Raw genomic sequence first — 21,973 nt, 5'->3', positions numbered from 1 at the left:
AATTTATTCAAATTTTATAATGGCAAGATATATTGGTCCAAAAACGAAAATAGCTAGAAAATTCGGACAAGCTATTTATGGGGAAGATAAGTATTTTGAAAGAAGAAAATACCCTCCAGGACAACACGGTCCGAACAAGAGAAGAGGCGCTAAAAAATCTGAATATGCAGTTCAGTTAGCCGAAAAACAAAAAGCTAAATATACCTATGGTATTTTAGAAAGACAATTTGCTAATTTATTTGATAGAGCCCAAAGAAGTAAAGGTATTACGGGTGAAGTTTTGTTACAACTATGCGAATCTCGCTTAGATAATGTTGTTTACAGAATGGGATTATCAAATACTAGAGCAGGTTCTCGTCAGTTAGTATCTCACAAGCACATTACTGTAAATGGAGAATTAGTTAATATTCCTTCATACATTTTAAAACCAGGTGATGTGATTGGGGTTAGAGAAAAATCTAAATCATTACAAGTAATTAAAGATGCTTTAGTAAATAATTCTCATAAAACCTTCGAATGGCTGGTATGGAACGATGAAAAACTTTCAGGAGAATTCAAAGTTGTTCCTGAAAGAATCCAAATTCCAGAAGATATCAAAGAACAATTGATAGTGGAGTTATATTCTAAATAAAAATAAAAAATTAGCTAAAATTTATATGGCAATTTTAAACTTTATAAAACCTGATAAGGTAATTTTAATTGAATCTGATGATTTTAAAGGGCAATTCGAATTCAGACCATTAGAGCCTGGATTTGGATTGACAGTAGGAAATGCATTGAGAAGAGTTTTATTGTCTTCTCTTGAAGGTTATGCTATTACTTCAATAAAAATTGAAGGAGTTGATCATGAGTTTTCAACAATTCCTGGAGTTATAGAAGATATAACTGAAATAATACTGAACCTTAAGAAAGTTCGATTTAAAAATCAAATCAATAAAGGAGGAAATGAAGTAGTAACAGCTCAAATTTCTGGAAAAACAGAGTTGACAGCTGGAGATTTGGGGAAATTTATTTCTTCTTACCAAGTTTTAAATCCTGATTTAGTGATTTGTCACATGGATAAATCTGTTAACATAAACATTACTTTCAATATAGACAAAGGTAGGGGGTATGTACCTGCTGAACAAAATAAATCTAATCATTCTCCGATAGGAACTATCGCAGTTGACTCAATTTATACACCTATTAGAAATGTAAGTTATAGCGTTGAAGATTATCGTGTTGAACAAAGGACTGACTATGAAAAACTAATATTAGACATTCAGACAGACGGTTCAATCACACCTCAGGAAGCTTTAACTGAAGCTGCAAAGATCTTAATTCATCACTTTATGTTATTCTCTGATGAGAGAATAACTTTAGAGGCTGATGTGGTTGCATCAACAGACACTTATGATGAAGAAGCTCTTCACATGAGACAGTTGTTAAAAACTAAATTAGTTGATATGGATTTATCTGTTAGAGCATTAAACTGCTTGAAAGCGGCTGAAGTGGAAACTTTAGGAGAATTAGTTTCTTTTACTAAGTCAGACTTAATGAAGTTTAGAAACTTTGGTAAAAAATCTTTAACTGAATTGGAAGATTTAGTTTATTCTAAAAATCTTACTTTTGGTTTAGATGTTTCAAAATATAAATTAGACGTAGAATAATAAGAAATCATGAGACACGGAAAAAAGTTTAATCATTTAGGGAGAACAGCTTCGCATCGAAAAGCAATGCTTTCCAATATGGCTACCTCTCTTATTTTACATAAAAGAATTAATACTACTGTTGCTAAAGCTAAAGCTTTAAGAACTTACGTGGAACCTCTTTTAACTAAATCAAAAGAAGATACAACACATAATAGAAGAATTGTATTCAGTTACCTTCAAAGTAAAGAAGCTGTAACTGAGCTTTTCAGAGCTATTGCTCCTAAAATTTCATCAAGAAATGGAGGATATACGCGTATCATTAAGACAGGTTTTCGTTTGGGTGATGGTGCTGATACTGCACTCATCGAATTAGTAGATTTTAACGAGGTTTACAATGCAGGAGATGCTTCTAAGAAAACAACTAGAAGAAGTCGTCGTTCAACTAAAAAAGAAACTGTAGCTTCTGAAGCAGTAGCTGAAGATTCACAAGTAGAGCAGATAGATTCTGAAAATCAATCTGAGGAATCTAAAGACTAATACAATATTCAGTTTAAAAAAAGCCGGTTAATTTTAACCGGCTTTTTTATTCTAGTTCTACTCCTCTAGATGCCTCTAATAAAAGATACCAATCTTCTGTAGATAAAGTTAAATTAAAAGCATTTATTTGTTCCTTAATTCGTTGAAAATTAGTACTCCCCAGTATAGGTGTAATCTTATAGGGAACCTTCAATGTCCAAGCTAATAAAATTTGATCAATATCAGCATTATACTTTTCAGATAGGGAATATATGGTATTTTTTAAATTCTCTCTGGTGTCATTAGAGTTTTTATCAAAATAGTTTCCCAAAGGAGAATATATTTGTGTTTTTTTATTGAGATTTCCTAATTGAAACAATGTATCGTTAAACAAAGCTTTATATTGTGTTAGTGAAAAATTAATTTGGTTTGTTAAAAGCGGTATTTTATTATTTAATGCTTCAAAAGCATAGGTTGAGAAATTACAAACACCAAAATTTTTAACCTTACCACTAAGTTTCAATTCTGTTAAAGTGGATTCTAATTCTTCAAAATTGATTAATAAATCCTGTCTGTGAATAAATAATACATCAAGATAGTCTGTTTTCAAATTTTTAAGTGAATTATTTACACTATTGATAATATGTATTTTTGATGTATCGTAAGCTTTAACCTTATATTTTGTTCCAGGACTTAGGATTCCGCATTTGGTAGATAATTTAAGATTACTTCTTTTTATTCCACTTTTAGATAAAGCTTGACCAAAAAGGTCCTCAGTTGTGTAGTTACCATACATATCTGCTAAATCAAATTTAAGAAGATTCTCATTATAACAATTTTTAATTAGATTAGTAGCTTCTTCGACTGATAAACATTTAGTATTGTTTTTCCATTGCATAGTTCCTATAACAACCTGTGGTTTCATACTTATAAATTTTAAATTTTATTAAAGTTACTAAAAATAAAAAAACCTTCCGTAAAAGGAAGGTTTTTTATTTTATTTATATAATTGGTTATTATTCTTGATCTAATAACTTAAATATAACTCTTCTATTTTCTCTGTTTTTCCATTCAGGACATTTAGTCGCTGGTTTACATTCTGGATATTTAGGGCTAGAGAATCCCATTCCTTTACCTGTTAATTGATAAGGAGGAACACCTTTAGATACTAAATATTTAATAACTGAAGTAACACGTCTTTTTGATAAGTTTAAATTGTATGCATCAGAACCTCTCGCATCGGTATGTCCTTCTACTAAAAATCTTGTATTTTGACCATATTTTAAGATAACTTCAGCAACATTATCCAATATAGGTTGAGACTCAACAAGTATCTTATCAGAATCAAGATTAAATTGAATTCCTCCCATTGTGTTAACAATTGTTTCGTTGATAACTGCTGGAAGTTGTTTTGGCTCAGGACAACCATGTAATTCAGGATGTTCTAAATTAGGAACCCCAGGGAAAGTTGGACATTTATCATATAAATCAATGATTCCGTCCATATCAACATCCAATGCTCTACCGGAACCGTCAACACGTGCTCCTTTAGGAGTATCTAATTCTCTGTCCCAATCATCACAAACTCCATCATCATCTTTATCACCAAATACACATACTTCAACAGAACCTCCTGAAACAGCAGCTTCATTAATTTTAGAAAATGCTTCTCTTAATGGATCAACCCAAGCAAGATGTTCATTGTGTTTACCTAGTTTATATTTTAAACCTAATGAGGTTGTAATGAAATTATCTGAATTACCTCCAGTATGAAGTTCTGCATAATAACCGGTTCTTCCGGAACCATCAAATTGCTTATCTCCAGTTATTACGTACATAGCTTTAAAAGCAGCATCCCAACGATTATTAATTTTGTAAACAATTCCCATACCGAATTGACCGAAAAAAGAATCTATATTTAAATCAGCTTTGTCAATTAAAGAATATTCTGTTTCTCCTCTGCTTAAATCTTTTCTGTAAGCTTTATAACCTATTAATCCGATACCTGCATATGCGTGAATCCCCCATCTGTATGGAGAACGATTATCTATCCTTCTGAATAAAGAAGATACTTTCACATCTCCAATAATGCTAAGAGAATGATATTTAGTTTTTGCGTCAACCTCAGGTCCACCATTATAGCCTTGTTTACTTTCGCCCATTTGACCAACTAAACTGATTCCAAAAACGTGTGAAATCTGTTTGTCAATTGATGCTTGTACTTCATATCCTACTCTCCAAGATCCGGAGGCTCCGTTCTGAATGGATGTAAAATCTGAAGATTGAAGCCATGGTACACCTCCATATATTGAGATTGACCAATCATTAAATTGCTTTTGATCATTAGTAAATTTAACATAATCTTCCGTAAAGCTACTACTGTCTAAAGTTTGTGTCTGAGCTTGTGTTTTAAAGCAAGAACATAAAGCTATAAGTACAAATAGAATACAATTTTTATTCATAACTATAATTAATTAGTAAGTATACAAGTCTTTTTTTATACAAATATAGGGTGTAAAAGTATTATTTTTTTTTGAAGAAAAAAAATAAATTAAATTAATTGATATAAAATCTTCTGTGAAAACTCTCTTTTTGTAATGTGTTGTACATGAGGAATAGTTAATTTTTTTGATAAAAAGACAATATTATTAAAATATACTATATCAATGTCTATGGTTCTGTCTTCATATTTACCACTTATTGAAGAATCAATTTTTCTACCTAGTTTATTTTCAATCTCTTTTAATTTTTTTAAAACCGTCATTGGGGAACTGTATGTATGTAATTCAAGGCCGGAATTAAGATAGTAATTTTTTGAGTTGTACCCAAAAGGTTCAGTCCTAATAATCTCGGTTTTATTGATTACCGTTCCGATTTCATTATTTATTAATTGAATTGCATCTAAGATGTTATTTTTTTTATTTCCAAGATTGCTTCCTAGTAACAAAATCACTTTATTCATATACTAATAATGAAATTATAAGATTAATACATACAAAAATAATGAAAAAATTTACAATTCAGGTTTTAGCAACCATTGTAGGAATTATGCTACTTATAGGTTTGTTTTTTATAAGCTCTATACTTTTCGGCTCTATTTTTCTTAATAAATCAACGACAAAAGTAAAGGATAATTCAATTTTAGAAATTACATTGAATAAATCAATTATTGAAAGTTCAAGTGAAAAAAATGTTTCTGTTTTTACTTTATCAGAAGAAGCTCCCCTATATTTTAAAGATATTCTAGATCTAATTAACTATGCTAAGACAGATGATAAAATTAAAGGAATTAGTCTTAAACTTTCAAATCCTGAAGTTGGATATTCAGAGTTATCTGAAATTAGACAAGCACTGCAAAATTTTAAAGAAAGTAAGAAATTTGTATATTCTTATTTAAATGATTGCTCCCAGAAAGCTTATTATTTAAGTTCAGTAGCTGATTCATTATATTTGAATCCAAATGCTACTTTAGAACTTACAGGATTGTCTACTGAAGTTATGTTTTTTAAAAATTTAGGTGAAAAATATGGAATTGGGTTTGATGTTATACGGCATGGGAAATACAAGTCCGCTGTCGAACCTTATATGAGAGATAATCTTTCTGATGAAAACAGACAACAGCTTACAGAATTGCTAGGTAATATTTGGGGGAAAGTTTCTCAAGATATATCTTCATCAAGAAAAGTCTCGGTTGATAATTTAAATAAAGCTACGGATAGTTTATACGGATTTATTTCTGATAAAATAATAAGTAATAAACTAGTTGATAAATTAATTAATGAATCAGATTATGATTTGGTTATTAAAAATAAATTAGGTTTAGATAAAGGAAGTAAAATAAATAAGGTATCATTAACTCGTTACAAAGAAACAGCTCAGCTCAATTCTTCAACTAAAAATAAAATTGCATTATTATATGCGTCCGGTCAGATATTTTCAGGAAAAGGAGAAGATGGTGGTATTTATTCCCAATCATTTATAAAACAAATTCATGATATTAAAGAAAATAAAGACGTTAAAGCTGTAGTATTAAGAATTAATTCTCCGGGGGGGAGTTCAAATGCTTCTGCCGAAATTCTTTATGAATTAGAAAAACTGAAAAAAGAAAAGCCCATTGTTGTTTCGTTTAGTGATGTTGCAGCATCAGGGGGTTATTATATAGCAATGGCTGCAGATAAAATATATGCACAGGAAAATACAATAACAGGTTCCATAGGAGTACTAGGCTTAATTCCCAACGTTAAAAAATTAGCTAACAATGTAGGGATAACAACTGATTATGTTTCAACAAATGCTAATTCTGCCTATTATTCTGTATTTAATGGGCTTTCTGATGGAGCTAAAAATGTATTAACAAAAGAGGTGGAGATTGTTTATAAAAAATTTGTGGGAGTAGTAATGAAAAATAGAAAAATGACATTTGAACAAGTTGATGCTCTTGGAGGAGGAAGAGTCTGGAGTGGTAGTTCTGCGTTAAAAAATGGATTAATAGATCAGATTGGAACTTTTGATGATGCTATTAAATATTCGGCAAAACTTGTAAAACTAAATGAATATTCTACAGTTACATATCCTGTAGAAAAAACATTTTTAGAAACTTTTTTAAGTAAAATGAAATCGGATGAAGACGATGACCAAAATATTCAAAGTGAAGCTACTGAAAAATTAATTAAAAATGAACTTGGGAAAGAAAAATATATGATATATCAAAGAATTAAAAATATTGATAAAGAGCGGGGAATTATGTATTTAATGCCTTATGATATGGAAATTAAATAATATTAAATAAATTAGTTAAAAATATGTTATCAGTATATTTTATTCAATAAAGATGTTATATCTTTGCACTACTTCAACTTTTTATGAAGTAGTTTTTTAGTTTTTTAAGAATTTAATAATAAATAAGATACAATTTTAATAGTTAAATGGGGTTATTTGATTTTCTGACACAAGAAATAGCTATTGATTTAGGTACTGCTAATACCTTAATCATACACAATAATAAAGTAGTAGTAGATAGTCCTTCTATAGTAGCAATTGATAGAAGAACAGGGAAGCCTATTGCCGTTGGGGAAACTGCAAAACAAATGCAGGGTAAAACTCACGATGATATAAAAACTATACGCCCCTTAAAAGATGGAGTTATAGCTGATTTTGCAGCTTCTGAACATATGATCAGGGAATTCATAAAACAAATTCCCGGAATAAAAGGTAAAATTTTTAATCCTTCTCTCCGAATGGTTATATGTATTCCTTCTGGTATTACTGAAGTAGAAAAAAGAGCAGTAAAAGATTCTGCTGCACATGTAAATGCAAAAGATGTTAAACTGATTTATGAACCTATGGCAGCTGCTATCGGGGTAGGTATTGATGTTACACAACCTAAAGGAAATATGATTATTGATATAGGTGGTGGAACTACTGAAATTGCAGTCATAGCTTTAGGTGGAATAGTTTGTGATAATTCTATAAAAATAGCAGGAGACGTTTTTACCAATGATATCGTATATTATTTAAGGACTCATCATAATTTATATATCGGAGAAAAAACGGCGGAACATATTAAAATGGAAGTTGGGTCAGCACTAGAAGAATTAGATAATCCGCCTGAGGATTTGCCGGTTCAAGGTAGAGACCTTATAACGGGTAAGCCAAAAGAAATTATGGTAAATTACAAAGAAATGGCCAGAGCATTGGATAAATCTATTTTAAGAATCGAAGATGCAATTATGGAAACATTATCAAGGACACCCCCAGAATTATCTGCAGACATATATAACACGGGTATTTATTTAGCTGGAGGAGGAGCTCTACTAAGAGGACTGGATCAGAGAATTAGTCGCAAAACAGGTTTGCCTGTATTCATTGCAGATGATCCATTAAGAGCTGTTGTGAGAGGTACAGGTATTGCTTTAAAAAATATTGAGAAATTTGAAAACTTCCTGATTAAATAATCTATATTTAATACAATAATTTTTCGATGTCTGTATTACTAAGTTTTCTGTCCAAAAATAGCAGGTTTTTACTATTTTTATTTTTACAGATATTAGCATTGTTTTTCACATTTAACAGAAATATTTATCATAACTCCCTTTTAGAAAATAAAGTAATTGTATTTACAGGGTTTATAGATGGTAAAATATCGGATGTGACCGCATATTTTAATCTCAAAAGAGAAAACGAACGATTGCTGGAAGAAAATAAACAGTATAGAAACATGTTTTTAGGGAAAAACCTTAAGGTTAAGCCAGAGTTTGTCGAGATGATGGATTCCACTAAATACAAACAAAAATATAATTATTCTACAGCTGAAATTGTTTCAAATTCAATAACCAGAACTAACAATTATTTAATTATAGACAGAGGAATTTCTCAAGGAGTAGGCCCGGATATGGGAGTTGTTACATCTAGAGGAGTGGTAGGAATGATTATCAATTCTACCCAAAATTATTCCAAAGTAATGTCTATACTTAATAAATATACCAAAATTAATGCACGCTTGAAATCAAGTAAATATTATGGAACATTAAGTTGGGAAGGAGAAGATTTTCGTATCATGCGTTTATCAGATATACCTAAATACGTAGGAGTAAAGATCGGTGACACCATTGAAACAGATGGGAAATCAAGAGTATATCCTGAAGGTATATTAATCGGGCGTGTTAGTAGTAAAACTATTGATGAAGAGACTGGAAACTGGAATATCTCAGTTGAATTATTTCAAGATATGGGCAATTTGCAAAATGTATATATTGTAAATAAATTAGACAGAGCAGAAATAAAAAGTTTGAAAGATTCAATTACTAATGCTGAATAAAACCTTTTTTTACAACCTTATAATAATACCTATACTAATATTGGCACAAGTTTTTGTGTTTAATAACATATTTTTTTTTCATAAATATAATCCAATTATATACATAATATGGATTATATTTTATCCTTATAATAAATCCGATAAATATTGGTTTTTAGTATTTTCATTTATTTTAGGTTTTGGAGTAGACTGTTTTATGGACACTGGTGGAATTAATGCTTTTGCCTGTGTACTTATAGCCTATATAAGAAATCCTATTATAAGATATGTATCCGATTTGCATAAAGAGATGAAATTGTTTCATTTTTCAGATTTAAACATTTTACAGCTTACATCTTATATATATCTGGTTATAATTTTACATCACTTATGTTTGTTTTTACTAGAAGGCTTTAAGCTTTCCATATTTTTAATTATTGTAAAAGATGCTCTGATTACTTCTGCCTTTTCATTCTTGTTTATAATAATACTATATGCATTTATTAAAAACAAAGTTTCAAGATGAAAAAATTTCAGATAATGATATGGGTATTGATATTAGCCGCAGTTATTTTTATTGCCCGAATATCATATTTGCAGTTATTTACTGAAAAATACAAACTTAACGCTGCAAATACTTCTATTAAGGCAGAATATCAAATTCCGCTCAGGGGATACATAATGGATAGAAATGGTAAAATTCTTGTAGGAAATACACCCTCCTACGAGCTTACATTTACTCAATCTCAAATGGAGAAATCCTTTGATACCCTGGGGTTTTGTAGATTAGTAAATATTACCAAACCAGATTTTATAAGAATAATTAAAAATATCAAATCTAACAAAAGCTATTCTAAGTTGGTTCCTATGACCTTTATGAAAGGTTTGACCAATGAAGATTTGGCTCGTATTCAGGAAAAGTTATTTAAATATAATGCTTTCTCAATAGTAAGAACACCCGAGAGAAATTATTTAGTTCATTCAGCCGGAAATATTTTAGGATACATAAATGAAGTTAACGAAAGGTATATAAAATCTGACTCAACGTACTACATGCCTGGTAATTTAGCCGGTATGACAGGTGTAGAGAGATCATATGAAAAATACCTACGAGGAGTTAAGGGAATTAAATATATTCAGAAAGACAGACAGTTAAGAAGTATAGGCTCTTACAAGAACGGAGAGTATGATCAAGAGATGCATAGCGGTAAAGATATTACCTTAACCATTGATTATGAATTACAAAATCTTGCTGAAAGATTACTTGCAAATAAAAGAGGAGGAGTGGTAGCACTGGATCCAAATACCGGTGAAATATTGGTTATGGCATCTGCACCAGTAATAGATCCTTCGGTTTTTGTTGGTCGGGATAAAAATAAACATATATACTCATTACAAATAGATTCACTTAATAAACCCATGTATGACCGTTCTGTTCAGGCATCATATCCTCCAGGATCTACTTTTAAGTTAGTAAATGGATTGGTAGCTATGCAAATGGGAGTTATTGATGAAAAAACCACCTTTATTTGCAGACATGGATTTCATTATGGAAATCGAAAGATAGGATGTCATTGCGGATATTTTTATACTCCGATAGCTATTGATAAAGCAATCCAAAAATCGTGTAATAATTACTTTGCAGAAGCGTACGTTAAAGTAATGAACAAATATCCCGGAGATATTGAAAAAAGCATTAATGAGTGGAGTGATATTATGAAAAGTTTTGGTGTGGGTGAATTTATGAACACAGATTTACCTGTCGGAAGTAAAGGTAATATTCCAGATGCCGCTTATTATAATAGAAGATATGGGAAAGACAGATGGAATATTTACACTATAATTTCCAACTCTATTGGTCAAGGAGAAATTTTATCAACGCCATTACAAATTGCTAATTATACAGCAGCTATTGCCAACAGAGGATTTTTTTATACTCCTCATATTGTAAAAGCGATTGATGGCAAGCCAATCACAGAAGCTAACTTTACACAACCCAAATACACAAAAGTAGACAGAAAATATTTTGATATAGTTAATAAGGGAATGGAAATGGTGGTATTAAGTGGTACAGGGAGAAGAATAGCCACTAAATCATTTTCGCAAGAAGGTAAAACAGGTACAGCTCAGAATCCACATGGAAAAGACCATTCTATTTTTGTGCTAATAGCCCCAGCGGATAAACCTAAGATAGCTGTGGCTGTTGTTGTCGAAAACGGCGGATTTGGAGCAACTTATGCAGGGCCAATAGCTTCCTTAATTGCAGAAAAATACCTCACAGGCGGAATTGAAAGAAAAGCAATGGAAGAAAGTATAGAAAAAGCTAATTTTCAAGCTGAGTATACCCGTCAGTGGATAGAGCACTTAAAAAGAATAGGAAGATATATTCCTCCTAATCTAGGACAAGCTATTTCCGATAGCATTCGAAAGATACAATCAGATAGAACCATTTCTGCAAAAGATAAACAAAAACTAATACAGAATATAATAAATCATAAAAAAGAAAAGCCTAGAGCAAATAACGAATTAGATAATTTTGAAGGAGATTAAATAATGAACAGAGTATTTAGAGGAATCGACGGGCTTATGTTATTTTTATACTTAGCTATAGCCATGTTTGGAGTAGCTAATATCTATAGTGTAGATGCCACTAGTGGTACCAAACAGTTTGTCTGGTTACTTATAGCTTTGGGTGTAGGCACATCAACATTTTTAGTCAGACCTAAATTCTTTGAAAACTTTGCAGGTTTATTTTATATTTTGGGACTATTACTTTTAGCAGGAGTACTTGTATTTGGAAGTTATGTCAATGGAGCAAAGGCATGGTATAAAATCGGTGGTTTTAGTTTACAGCCAGTAGAAATGGCTAAAATTTCTACAGCACTTATGCTTGCCAACTATATAGATTCTCCAAATTTTAGTATAAAAAAGATGCAATGCCTACTTATTGCAGTTGTTATTGTTGCTATTCCTATCATTTTAATATTATTACAGCCTGATGTAGGTTCAATTCTTGTTTTTACGGCTTATTTTATAGCCTTATACAGAGAAGGAATGTCCGGATGGCTATTTATTATAGGGTTTTATTTTGCAATTCTATTTCTCTGCTCCATTTGGATTTCTTCTTGGATAATTATATCAGTATTAGCTTTATTAATACTATTATTCCTAATCATTTTACGAAAAAAAATTAAGTGGAACCAGCCGGTTAATATTATCTTTATCATAATATTTTTGACGATTTCAGGAGCTATAAGTGTGTCTTCTCCATATATATTTGAAAAGCTTCCTAAACATCAAAAGGAAAGGATTTTAGTGTTATATGAAGGGGAAAGAAAATATAGAGATACAGCGGGATATAACTTGTTATACTCCAAAACAGCAATAGGTTCTGGAGGATTCTGGGGTAAAGGATATAAACAGGGAAGTGTCACAGCGGGTGGTTTTGTACCAGAACAAAGAACAGATTATATTTTTTGCACTGTGGGTGAAGAGTGGGGGTTTGTCGGAAGTAGTCTGCTTATAATTTGTTATTCATGCCTTATAGCGAGAATATATTTCCTTGCAGAAACTCAAAAAAGTGCCTTTTCAAGAGTTATCGGCTATTGTTTAGGCTCTGTACTTCTTATGCATTTTTTAATCAATGTAGGAATGGTTATAGGTCTTTTTCCAACTGTGGGAATTCCACTACCTTTTTTTAGCTATGGAGGAAGTTCTTTATTAGGTTTTTCCTTATTCGTATTTATTTTTCTTCGATTAAATTATGCAGATAAAAACAGCTTGATTTGATATATCATTAGTTTTAGATTATCTTCATGCTTACATAATTTACTTTTTATTTTTAGTGTCTTTAACTTTTATTCTTTCCTTTTTTTAGTTATATTTACATAATTATCTGAATTTAAAAACATTAAAAAACCGTAAGTATATGGATAATGAAACACTAAAAAAATGGTCTGTTAATAATAATATTTTATCGCTAAAATATGACAGAGAAAAAATTAAACCCGGTATACTGCATATAGGACTTGGAAATTTCCATCGGGCGCATCAGGAATATTATATCAATAGTTTGTTAGAAGATCCGAATCAAAAGAATTGGGGAGTATGTGGAGTAAGTCTTTTACCTGGTGATGAAAATCTGTACAAAGCATTAAAAAGTCAGGATAACCTGTATAGTCTTACTATTTTTGGTAGGGATGGAATAGATAAAACATGTATGATAGGTTCTATAGTAGAGTCATTATGGGCTATGGAAGATTCCGAAAAAATTATTCAAAAAATAGCAGATCCTAACATTAAAATTATTACTCTGACAATAACAGAAGGTGGTTATAATATTAATAAATCCTCAGGTGATTTTATGTTGAATACTCCATCAATTCAATCAGATTTGAATACTAACAATAAACCTACAACGGTATTTGGCTATATAGCTGCAGGATTAAGAAAAAGGAAAAATACAATCAATAAGCCCATAACAATTTTATCTTGCGATAACTTACAACATAATGGAAATACAGCTAAAAAAGCTTTTTTATCATTTATAAAAGCTCAAGATGAAGAATTATCGACATGGGTTGAAAATAATATAACGTTTCCCAATGCAATGGTTGATAGAATTACTCCGGCTGTATCTGAAGAAGATAAGGAACGACTAAACAAAAAAAATAATATTAATGATTTAGCACCGGTTTATTGTGAAGATTTTATACAATGGGTAGTAGAAGATAATTTTATTGCTGGAAGGCCTGATTGGGGAAAAGTAGGTGTTCAAATGACAGAAGATGTATCTGTATTTGAAAATATGAAGTTAAGTTTATTGAATGCCTCACATACTCTTCTCTCTTATCCTTCTTTTTTAATGGGATACAGAAAAGTTGATGAAGCTATGAAAGATAATCTTATAATTCAATATGTTAAAGATTTTATGAATTTAGATATCACTCCTTATGTCAAAGAACCGGAAGGAATTAATCTTACTGAATACAAACAAGTATTAATTGAACGTTTCGCTAATTCATCAGTAAGTGACCAGATAAGTCGTCTTTGTGCAGACGGTGTTTCAAAAATACCTGTTTATATAATGCCTAACCTAAATAAGATGCTCAATGAAAACAAAGATATGACTCGACTGGCTTTTTTTGTCGCTTCGTATCGCCATTATTTAAAATATAAAAAAGATGATACAGGACATTCATTCCCTATTAATGAACCTTGGTTAGATGATGAAGATGAAAAAAATATTAATAGCAATAATTCATTAGACTTTCTTTTATTATCTCCTTTTTCAAGTAATAAATTACTTGAAAACAATAAATTTTGTAATGAGTATACTAAAATGAATGATTTGGTTTATGAAAAAGGGATTAAAGAAGTTTTAAAATTTATCATTACTTCTAAATAAATAATAATAAAAAAGTTGAATTTATTCAACTTTTTTATTTAGCTTATCTTTGCCCAATGAAATTGATTTTTATGATGTTTCAAAAAATAACTCTTTATAATTTTATTTTCTTCAAGCTGAAGTTTTGGATCGGTTGTTAGCAATAGATCAACAGCTGATTTTGAAAGAGAAACTATGATCTTATCCTGAACTAGATTTGTTTTTTTTAAGTCAATAACACCACTTTGTTTAGTTCCTAAAAGATTTCCAGGTCCACGCAATTCTAAATCCACTTCAGAAATACGAAAGCCATCGTTAGTTTCACACATGGTAGTTATTCTTTTCAAAGCTTCCGGATTTAACTCAGACTTGGTCATTAAAATGCAGTAGGACTGCTCTGCTCCTCTGCCTACACGGCCTCTGAGCTGGTGTAACTGCGATAATCCGAACTTTTCTGCACTTTCAATAATCATCACCGAAGCATTAGGAACATTAACACCCACTTCAATAACTGTTGTTGCTATCATTATATGGGTCTGGTGATTAATAAACCTTTGCATTTCATAATCTTTATCAGAAGGCTTCATTCTTCCATGAACAATGCTGATTTGATATTCTGGTAGCGGGAATTCTCTTACGATACTCTCGTATCCATCCATTAAATCTTTATAATCCAAAGTTTCACTTTCTTCAATTAGCGGATAAACAATATAAACTTGTCTGCCTTTAGCTATTTCATCTCTGATAAATTTAAAAACGGTCAGTCTTTGTGCATCTGTTCTGTGATAAGTTTTAATTTCTTTCCTACCAGCCGGTAGTTCATCAATAACAGAAACGTCCAGATCACTGTAATAACTCATTGCAAGAGTTCTGGGAATTGGTGTGGCTGTCATAACCAATATATGTGGAGCTATTGAGTTTTTTTTCCATAATTTAGAGCGTTGTTCAACACCAAATCTATGTTGCTCATCAATAATAGCCAAACCTAAATTTGAAAATTTCACCTTATCTTCTAAAATTGCATGAGTCCCAATTAAAATGTTTAGATTACCCTCCTCAAGTTTTCTGTGTATTATTTTTCTTTCAGCAGTAGATGTGGATCCGGTAAGAAGAGAGACAGAAACATTCATAGATGTAAGATATTCAGATATTCCATTAAAATGTTGCATAGCTAAAATCTCTGTAGGAGCAAGTAAAGTTGCCTGAAAACCATTATCTATAGCTATCAGCATCGAAAGAAGTGCAACCATGGTTTTTCCACTTCCTACGTCTCCTTGTAGCAGACGATTCATTTGAATATTCTGACGAAGATCTTTTCTAATTTCTTTTATAACTCTTTTCTGAGCTGAAGTCAGACTAAAAGGAAGATGGTTATTATAAAACTCATTAAAATACGTACCGATATGCTCAAATGAATGTCCAGGAGTAGTTTTTTGTCTATAAATTTTTTGCAAGCCAAAGCCTAACTGAAAAAAAAACATCTCTTCAAACTTTAATCGATATTCTGACTTTTGTAGAGATTGATAATTTTTTGGAAAATGTATTTCTACAAATGCGTCTTTTCTTGATATAAGTTTATAGTCTGAAATAATCTTATTTGATAAATTTTCTTGAATTTCTTCTATAGTATTATTTAGGACTTCTCTAACTATTTTTTTTAAAAAACGTTGATTAATTCCTCTTTTTTGTAATTTTTCAGAACTGGAATAAACGGGTTCCAATGTTGCTGATTCGGCTTTAAACTCTGAAATTTTCTCTATTTCTGGATGAGCCATGTTTAGCTTAGAGTTAAAAGATGTTACTTTACCGTAAATAACGATTTCCTCATGCAAAGGAATACTTTTAATCAACCAGTTTGAACTTTGAAACCATACAAGTTCAATAGTTCCCGTAAGATCTTCAAATATTGCAACAATTCTTTTTTTCTTATTATAACTAACTTCCTGAATAGAGGTGATTTTCCCTTTTAGTTGAATTTCGGCCGCAGAAGAATTTAGCTGACTAATGGTATAAATTTTACTTTTATCAACATATCGGAAAGGAAAATAATAGAGTAAATCTTCACAGGTTTTAAGTCCCAGTTGTTTAAGTAATATAGCTTTTTCTGGGCCTATACTGTTAACATATTCCAAAGAGGAATGTAAACTTAGATTACTCATAATGCAAAAATATGAAAAATCGGGTTTTTATAAACTTATAAAAACCCGATTCTGCATTTTTGTATATAAAAAATATCTTAGCTTATTTTTCTAAAAACGGATATTTATAGTCTACAGGAGGAACTAAAGTTTCTTTGATACTTCTGGCAGATACCCATCGAATAAGATTGATGTAAGAACCTGCTTTATCATTAGTACCCGAACCTCTTGCCCCACCGAATGGCTGTTGTCCAACAACTGCTCCGGTTGGTTTATCATTTATATAGAAGTTACCTGATGCATTTTTTAAAGCTTCTGAAGCCTGAACAATAGCATATCTATCTTGTGCAAAAACAGATCCGGTCAAAGAATATTCTGTAGAGGTATCTACCAATTCAAATATAGTATCCCACTCTTTGTCATCATAAACATAAATGGTTAAAACGGGTCCGAATATTTCTTCAACCATACTTTCATAGTGTGGATTGCTGGCAAGTATTACAGTTGGAGATATAAAATATCCTACGCTATCGTCGCATTTTCCTCCGATAATTACTTCAGCTTCGTTCGAAGATTGTGCACGGTCAATATAACCCTTAATTTTTGTGTAGGCTCCCTGATCTATAACTGCATTAACAAAGTTAGTATTATCTTCCGGAGATCCCATTTTAATTTCATTAAGCATGGATTTCATATTTTGTTCTACAGAACTCCACAAACTTTTTGGAATATAAGCTCTGGATGCTGCTGAACATTTTTGTCCTTGATATTCAAAAGCACCTCGAACAAGAGCTGTTGCTAAAGCTACTGGTTCAGCGCTTTCATGCGCAAGCACAAAGTCTTTACCTCCGGTTTCCCCTACAATTCTAGGATAAGTTTTATAATTATTTATATTATTACCTATTTCATTCCAAAAGCTATTGAAAACTCTTGTAGAACCGGTAAAGTGTACTCCTGCAAAATCTGGATGAGATAATATAAGTTTTGTTGTTTCCGCTGAATCAGCCATAACCATATTAATTACACCTTTAGGAAGTCCTGCTTCCTCAAGTATGTCCATAATAATTTTAGCAGAATATATTTGTTTGTTTGACGGTTTCCAAATAACCACATTCCCCATAAGAGCCATAGAAGTAGGAAGATTCATCGAAATGGCTGTGAAGTTGAATGGTGTCACTGCATAGGTAAATCCTTCAAGAGGTCTGTATTCTGAACGATTCCAAATTCCTTCTGAGGAGCAAGGTTGTTCTGAATATATTTTAGACATAAAATGTGTATTAAATCTTAAAAAGTCTATCAACTCACAAGCAGAATCAATCTCCGCTTGAAAAATATTTTTTGATTGTCCAATCATTGTGGAAGCATTCAATAAATCACGATATTTTCCAGCAGCAAGATCAGCAGCTTTTAAAAATATGGTAGCTCTATGCTCCCATGGCATGGCAGACCACTTTTTTCTTGCTTCCAATGCAGCATCTATAGCTTTTTGTATATCTTCAACTTTTCCTTTATGGTATACTCCCACTATATGTTTATGATCATGAGGTGGAGTAATTTCAATTTTATTTCCAGAAAAAATTTTTTCTTCTCCAACGTATTGAGGGATCTCAATAATCTGGTTGTATAACTCTTTGTAAGTTTTTAATAGTGACTCTCGTTCTTTAGAACCGGAAGCGTAAGCTCTTACAGGCTCATTATGAGGGGTAGGTACTACGAAAATTCCTGTTGACATATGTTAATATTATTTAATTAAGTTATTTATATCTGATATTTTTGCTGATATTTTAAGTATTTTATTATTTTGATCTACTAAAAATAGAGTAGGAGTACCGGTTACGTTAAGTTCTTTCGCAAATTTGCTATCCCAATATAACAGGTCGGAATCGTTTAACCAAGGTAAATCTTTAATAACATTTTCGTAAGATTCTTTATCAAAATCTGTTGACAAACCTACTATTTCTCCACCCGCCTTTTTAAAGTTTTCGTAAAATTGTTTCACGTAAGGTAATTCTTGTTGGCAATGACTGCACCATGATGCCCATACCATGATTAATTTGTATTTTGCTTTTACATCATATAACGAAGAATATTTTCCATTTAGTTTGTGAGTAAACGTAACGTTTGGTATTAATTTTCCTTCCTTGATGGTATTGTTCTTATTTATAGTTTCTTTTAAGTCTGGACTTATTTCACACGTCAGGGTTTCAGCTCTGCTTAAAAACTTATTAGCTAGTTTTGTAAAACCATATGCATTGAGTAAATTTATGGTTGCAGATAGCACTTCTTGTCCTCTGCTAGTGTCTTCACCTACTTCATCCAATAATTTTTGAATACCGGTATCAACATTGCTTTCCCACTGTTGTTGCGTGGAAGTATTAGCTGTTGTTGCTCGTAGATAATTAAGTAATAATGAACGTCCGATTCCAAAAGTTTCGAATTCTTCACCTGCATTTTTCAGATAGTCAATTATGATATTCATATTTTTGCTAGAATCATCAGCTTCGGTTGATTTTATCATATTTTCTGCCGAAATATAATAGGTAAGAAATGGATAGGCTGATGTATCAGGTTCTTTTAGCGTAATTATTGAAGAAATTTCTTTAATAAGAGGCATATAGAAAAGATCTGTAGATTTATAAAAATTTTGAATACTTTGTAGTTGAGGTAATACTGCGTCTTTTTTTGTACTATAGATTTGATATTCCTGATAGATACGGTTAACTTCATTACCAGGTGAATTTAATACTAAGTTATTGTCCTGATTAAGAGTAGCTATAAAACTTATGGGTGTGTTGTCTGATATAAATGAATAAGTTTTTACTGCATCTAATAAAGAAATAGATATTATACCTATATATTTTTCTTTTATTGACACAGAAAAAGAACCTGAAGTATCTGTTGTGTAGTTTCCAATTAAAAATTCATCAAAGGCTTTTGCTATTTTAACTACCACTCTTTGATTGGGATAATTATTTATAGTTCCTTTGAACGTAAACTGAGCTTGTAATAAAGAACTTATTAGCAAGCTTAAAATTAAAATTTTTTTCATAAAAAAGCCTTGTTAAATTATAACAAGGCTAATTTATGAATTTTTTATATTTAATTATATAGTTTTTGTTTTATTCTTTCTAACTATATATACTGATAATGCTATAACACTTATAATTAAAAAAGGAACAATAAAATTAATAGGAGTTTGATCTTCGGGTGTTCCCGGATCTCCTGCACCAAAAGGACTAATTCCTGGAGCTGGTGGAGCATCTTGAGTTTCTATTGTTGTCTGTAAAATATTAAAAGCAAACGATTGGGTATATATTAATGTCAAGAATATTACGGCAAATAATTTTTTCATTTTTTCTAATAAATTTTATTATTACTTTACAATTTTTTTGGTTACTGTTTCACCCTTATCATTAGCTATTTTAATAATATACATGGTTGATGAAGAACCTTTGATTGGTAGTAAATAATCATCTTGAGCGTTAATATTTTTTTCTGATGAAATAAGCTGACCTACAACGTTGAATACGGTAACATCTGCCTTATTCCAGTTTTTGTTAAAACGTATTTTATAGTCACTTCCAGATTTATATACGTTAGTCACACCATCTATTGAGTTTATATCATCTGTACCCATTGTTCCGACTTCTCTCCAAAATAATTCATATCTGCTAATTGTTTTAGAACCGTCTTTATTTACAGTAGTATATTCATCATCTTCAATTTTTACCGGATATATAAAATCTTGTGATAATTCCGTAACTGAGCCAGTCTTTTTATCATGAATGAAATACTTAGCTGAAGGGTTACTAAAGTTTACACTTTTACTGGATAATTTTCTTCCTCCTTCTGTTAAATCTGCTTTAAAAGTATAATTAACATCTTTATCGTTAGCAGCGATGTTAATTCCTAAAGGTATAGCAACTTTAGCAGCATCAGTATTAATTGCGTTAATGTAAAGCATCGTGTTACTATTATTAGGATCTGGTCCACCAGTTACGGCTTCAGGAATTGTATATACTCCAGTGGTATTAGAACTCACATCTAAATTTAAAGCCTCAACTTCATTCAATGCACCTGTAGGTGTAGTTGGGGATGCAAAAACAAAGGTATTGCTTATAAATTCATTTTGGTTACTATTCAATAACTGTAAATTTAATTGGTATCCAGTAAATTCAGAATCTACAGATTTTGCACTGATCATTGATCTTGAGGATGTTTCTTGAGCTGGATCCGGTTTGGTAGCCTCTGTGAAATAGCTACTAATATCAAAAACTTTGTGGCTTGTAGAAGTATCAAATTTAATAGAGGTTCCCGCAGCGTCAGAAGTTGCTTTTATTTCAAAATTGGTCATAGGCGGAATAATTTCTAAAACGGAATTACCCACTAATGTAGCAGCTGTTGTACCAGCTCCAGCTACTGTAGCTATCAATAATTGTCCAGTATATCTTGTTTTTTCAAGACCTCCTTTAGTTATACTTCTATAACTGGAAATTGCTTGAATATTAGTATAATTATTAGTTAATGTTTTAAGATTAAGATTGGATGTGTAAGGATTGGTCAATTGATATGTATAATCTCCGAAACCGGCTGCACTTAATGCTGCTTCTGTTGTTGAAGCAAGGAAACTGGTTATACTAGTAGCTCCCGGATCTGACAAATAGGTATAATATTTAACTCTATACGCATTTCTTGAATTATCTCCAATTTTAATAGTTCTTTTTTGAAATTTTATTTCAGGAGCAGTAGTGCTTGATACAAATGGAGTTCCGGTAAAAGATTTTAGTGTTGTAAAATCTATAGTAGCAGGAAATACAGCATTGTTACCTTTTCTAAAAAGGTAGAATTTTGAGGGGGTAAAAACTATTTGATTATTTGTTGTTACCGGTGAAGGATCAAAACTTAAATTTGTGTTACTCCATTCTAATACAGGGTAATTAATATAATCTCTAGGATTACAACTTAGGGCTACACATGCATATTTCGATAAATCACCTATTGATGTTTTATCCTTATTGGTCAAGTCACTAAGTAAATTTGCTGAAGAATATCCATCAAAAGGAGAACCAAAATATACATTTGTACCTCCGGGATTATTAATATTTAAATTGTACTGTTTTGTAATTTTACCTGAGGCTGCATTACCAGATTCGATGATTAATTGTCCATACTGATCAACATCATCATAAGATAATATAAAAATATTTTCTCCTACGTCACTGTCAGCTTTATAAGTTCCAGTTGTCGCATCTCCAAGTTTCCCAATTTTTACGTTTCCTTTGTTTAGGAATTTTGTTGTCCCGCTTTTTACGGTGATATCTCCAGTACTATATACTAAAGTTCCCGTACTCACATATACCTGAGCTCCTGAAGCTGTGGTTATCTGTGAGTTAGCTGTTGCTAAACCTAATACAAGAAGTAAGGGTATAAATTTCATTTTCATTGATTAAGCATTTAATAGTTGAATGATAAATAAATATACTAGTCGGTGCAAATATACATAAAA

General features: G+C 31.2%; 18 protein-coding genes. 10 read left to right on the top strand and 8 right to left on the bottom strand.

Going from position 1 to position 21,973, the window contains the following annotated elements; genetic code table 11:
• The first annotated feature begins 19 nt into the window (after window positions 1–19).
• The 3 genes from rpsD to rplQ are packed head-to-tail and all read left to right on the top strand — an operon-like array spanning window position 20 to window position 2,168.
• Window positions 20–631, top strand: coding sequence for a 30S ribosomal protein S4 (gene rpsD / locus EOV51_RS00980; protein WP_128148939.1), 612 nt, complete (start codon window positions 20–22; stop codon window positions 629–631).
• Window positions 632–656: 25 nt separating this feature from the next.
• Complete coding sequence (locus tag EOV51_RS00975) at window positions 657–1,649, top strand: DNA-directed RNA polymerase subunit alpha (RefSeq protein ID WP_128148937.1); 993 nt, start codon at window positions 657–659, stop codon at window positions 1,647–1,649.
• Window positions 1,650–1,658: 9 nt separating this feature from the next.
• A complete protein-coding gene (gene rplQ / locus EOV51_RS00970) occupies window positions 1,659–2,168 on the top strand; it encodes a 50S ribosomal protein L17 (protein ID WP_128148935.1) in 510 nt (169 codons plus the stop codon).
• 46 nt (window positions 2,169–2,214) lie between these two features.
• Here rplQ and EOV51_RS00965 read toward each other — a convergent pair whose 3' ends face one another.
• From EOV51_RS00965 to folK, 3 genes are all read right to left on the bottom strand, one after another.
• On the bottom strand, window positions 2,215–3,072 hold the full coding sequence (locus EOV51_RS00965) for an aldo/keto reductase (RefSeq protein ID WP_128148933.1): 858 nt from the start codon (window positions 3,070–3,072) through the stop codon (window positions 2,215–2,217).
• 91 nt (window positions 3,073–3,163) lie between these two features.
• Complete coding sequence (locus EOV51_RS00960) at window positions 3,164–4,609, bottom strand: OmpA family protein (protein WP_128148931.1); 1,446 nt, start codon at window positions 4,607–4,609, stop codon at window positions 3,164–3,166.
• Window positions 4,610–4,698: 89 nt separating this feature from the next.
• The gene (gene folK / locus EOV51_RS00955; RefSeq protein ID WP_128148929.1) at window positions 4,699–5,109 is read right to left on the bottom strand and encodes a 2-amino-4-hydroxy-6-hydroxymethyldihydropteridine diphosphokinase; all 411 of its coding nucleotides are present in this window, start codon (window positions 5,107–5,109) and stop codon (window positions 4,699–4,701) included.
• A gap of 41 nt (window positions 5,110–5,150) precedes the next feature.
• Here folK and sppA point away from each other — a divergent pair, with 41 nt between their 5' ends.
• The 7 genes from sppA to EOV51_RS00925 all read left to right on the top strand — a co-directional run bounded on the left by sppA (window position 5,151) and on the right by EOV51_RS00925 (window position 14,350).
• Window positions 5,151–6,926 carry a signal peptide peptidase SppA gene (gene sppA, locus EOV51_RS00950; protein WP_128148927.1) on the top strand — a complete coding sequence of 592 codons (1,776 nt, stop codon included), beginning with the start codon at window positions 5,151–5,153 and terminating at the stop codon, window positions 6,924–6,926.
• 146 nt (window positions 6,927–7,072) lie between these two features.
• Window positions 7,073–8,101, top strand: coding sequence for a rod shape-determining protein (locus EOV51_RS00945; RefSeq protein WP_128148925.1), 1,029 nt, complete (start codon window positions 7,073–7,075; stop codon window positions 8,099–8,101).
• A gap of 26 nt (window positions 8,102–8,127) precedes the next feature.
• A complete protein-coding gene (gene mreC / locus EOV51_RS00940; RefSeq protein WP_128148923.1) occupies window positions 8,128–8,964 on the top strand; it encodes a rod shape-determining protein MreC in 837 nt (278 codons plus the stop codon).
• Window positions 8,965–9,160: 196 nt separating this feature from the next.
• Window positions 9,161–9,469 (top strand): hypothetical protein, encoded by a 309-nt coding sequence (locus EOV51_RS14590; RefSeq protein ID WP_128331085.1) that lies wholly within the window; start codon window positions 9,161–9,163, stop codon window positions 9,467–9,469.
• On the top strand, window positions 9,466–11,493 hold the full coding sequence (mrdA, locus tag EOV51_RS00935; RefSeq protein WP_128148921.1) for a penicillin-binding protein 2: 2,028 nt from the start codon (window positions 9,466–9,468) through the stop codon (window positions 11,491–11,493). The genes EOV51_RS14590 and mrdA overlap by 4 nt, the downstream gene beginning before the upstream one ends.
• 3 nt (window positions 11,494–11,496) lie before the next feature.
• Window positions 11,497–12,732: a rod shape-determining protein RodA gene (rodA, locus tag EOV51_RS00930; RefSeq protein WP_128148919.1), complete on the top strand. Its 1,236-nt coding sequence runs from the start codon at window positions 11,497–11,499 to the stop codon at window positions 12,730–12,732.
• Between the two features lie 139 nt (window positions 12,733–12,871).
• Window positions 12,872–14,350, top strand: coding sequence for a mannitol dehydrogenase family protein (locus tag EOV51_RS00925; RefSeq protein WP_128148917.1), 1,479 nt, complete (start codon window positions 12,872–12,874; stop codon window positions 14,348–14,350).
• 38 nt (window positions 14,351–14,388) lie between these two features.
• Here the strand turns inward: EOV51_RS00925 and recG are convergent, their stop codons facing one another.
• From recG to EOV51_RS00900, 5 genes are all read right to left on the bottom strand, one after another.
• Entirely contained in the window at window positions 14,389–16,488 is a 2,100-nt protein-coding gene (gene recG, locus EOV51_RS00920; protein WP_128148915.1) for an ATP-dependent DNA helicase RecG, read from the bottom strand.
• A gap of 82 nt (window positions 16,489–16,570) precedes the next feature.
• Window positions 16,571–18,199, bottom strand: a complete 1,629-nt coding sequence (gene pruA / locus EOV51_RS00915; RefSeq protein ID WP_128148912.1) for an L-glutamate gamma-semialdehyde dehydrogenase — start codon at window positions 18,197–18,199, stop codon at window positions 16,571–16,573.
• 9 nt (window positions 18,200–18,208) lie between these two features.
• Window positions 18,209–19,516: a TlpA family protein disulfide reductase gene (locus EOV51_RS00910; protein WP_128148910.1), complete on the bottom strand. Its 1,308-nt coding sequence runs from the start codon at window positions 19,514–19,516 to the stop codon at window positions 18,209–18,211.
• 54 nt (window positions 19,517–19,570) lie between these two features.
• Window positions 19,571–19,819 (bottom strand): hypothetical protein, encoded by a 249-nt coding sequence (locus EOV51_RS00905; protein ID WP_128148908.1) that lies wholly within the window; start codon window positions 19,817–19,819, stop codon window positions 19,571–19,573.
• 21 nt (window positions 19,820–19,840) lie between these two features.
• On the bottom strand, window positions 19,841–21,904 hold the full coding sequence (locus tag EOV51_RS00900) for a T9SS type A sorting domain-containing protein (RefSeq protein ID WP_228427658.1): 2,064 nt from the start codon (window positions 21,902–21,904) through the stop codon (window positions 19,841–19,843).
• Window positions 21,905–21,973: the final 69 nt, after the last annotated feature.

The sequence above is a fragment of the Apibacter raozihei genome (assembly GCF_004014855.1).
In the GTDB taxonomy this organism is placed as follows: domain Bacteria; phylum Bacteroidota; class Bacteroidia; order Flavobacteriales; family Weeksellaceae; genus Apibacter; species Apibacter raozihei.
This window is presented reverse-complemented; position numbering and strand designations above follow the sequence as displayed.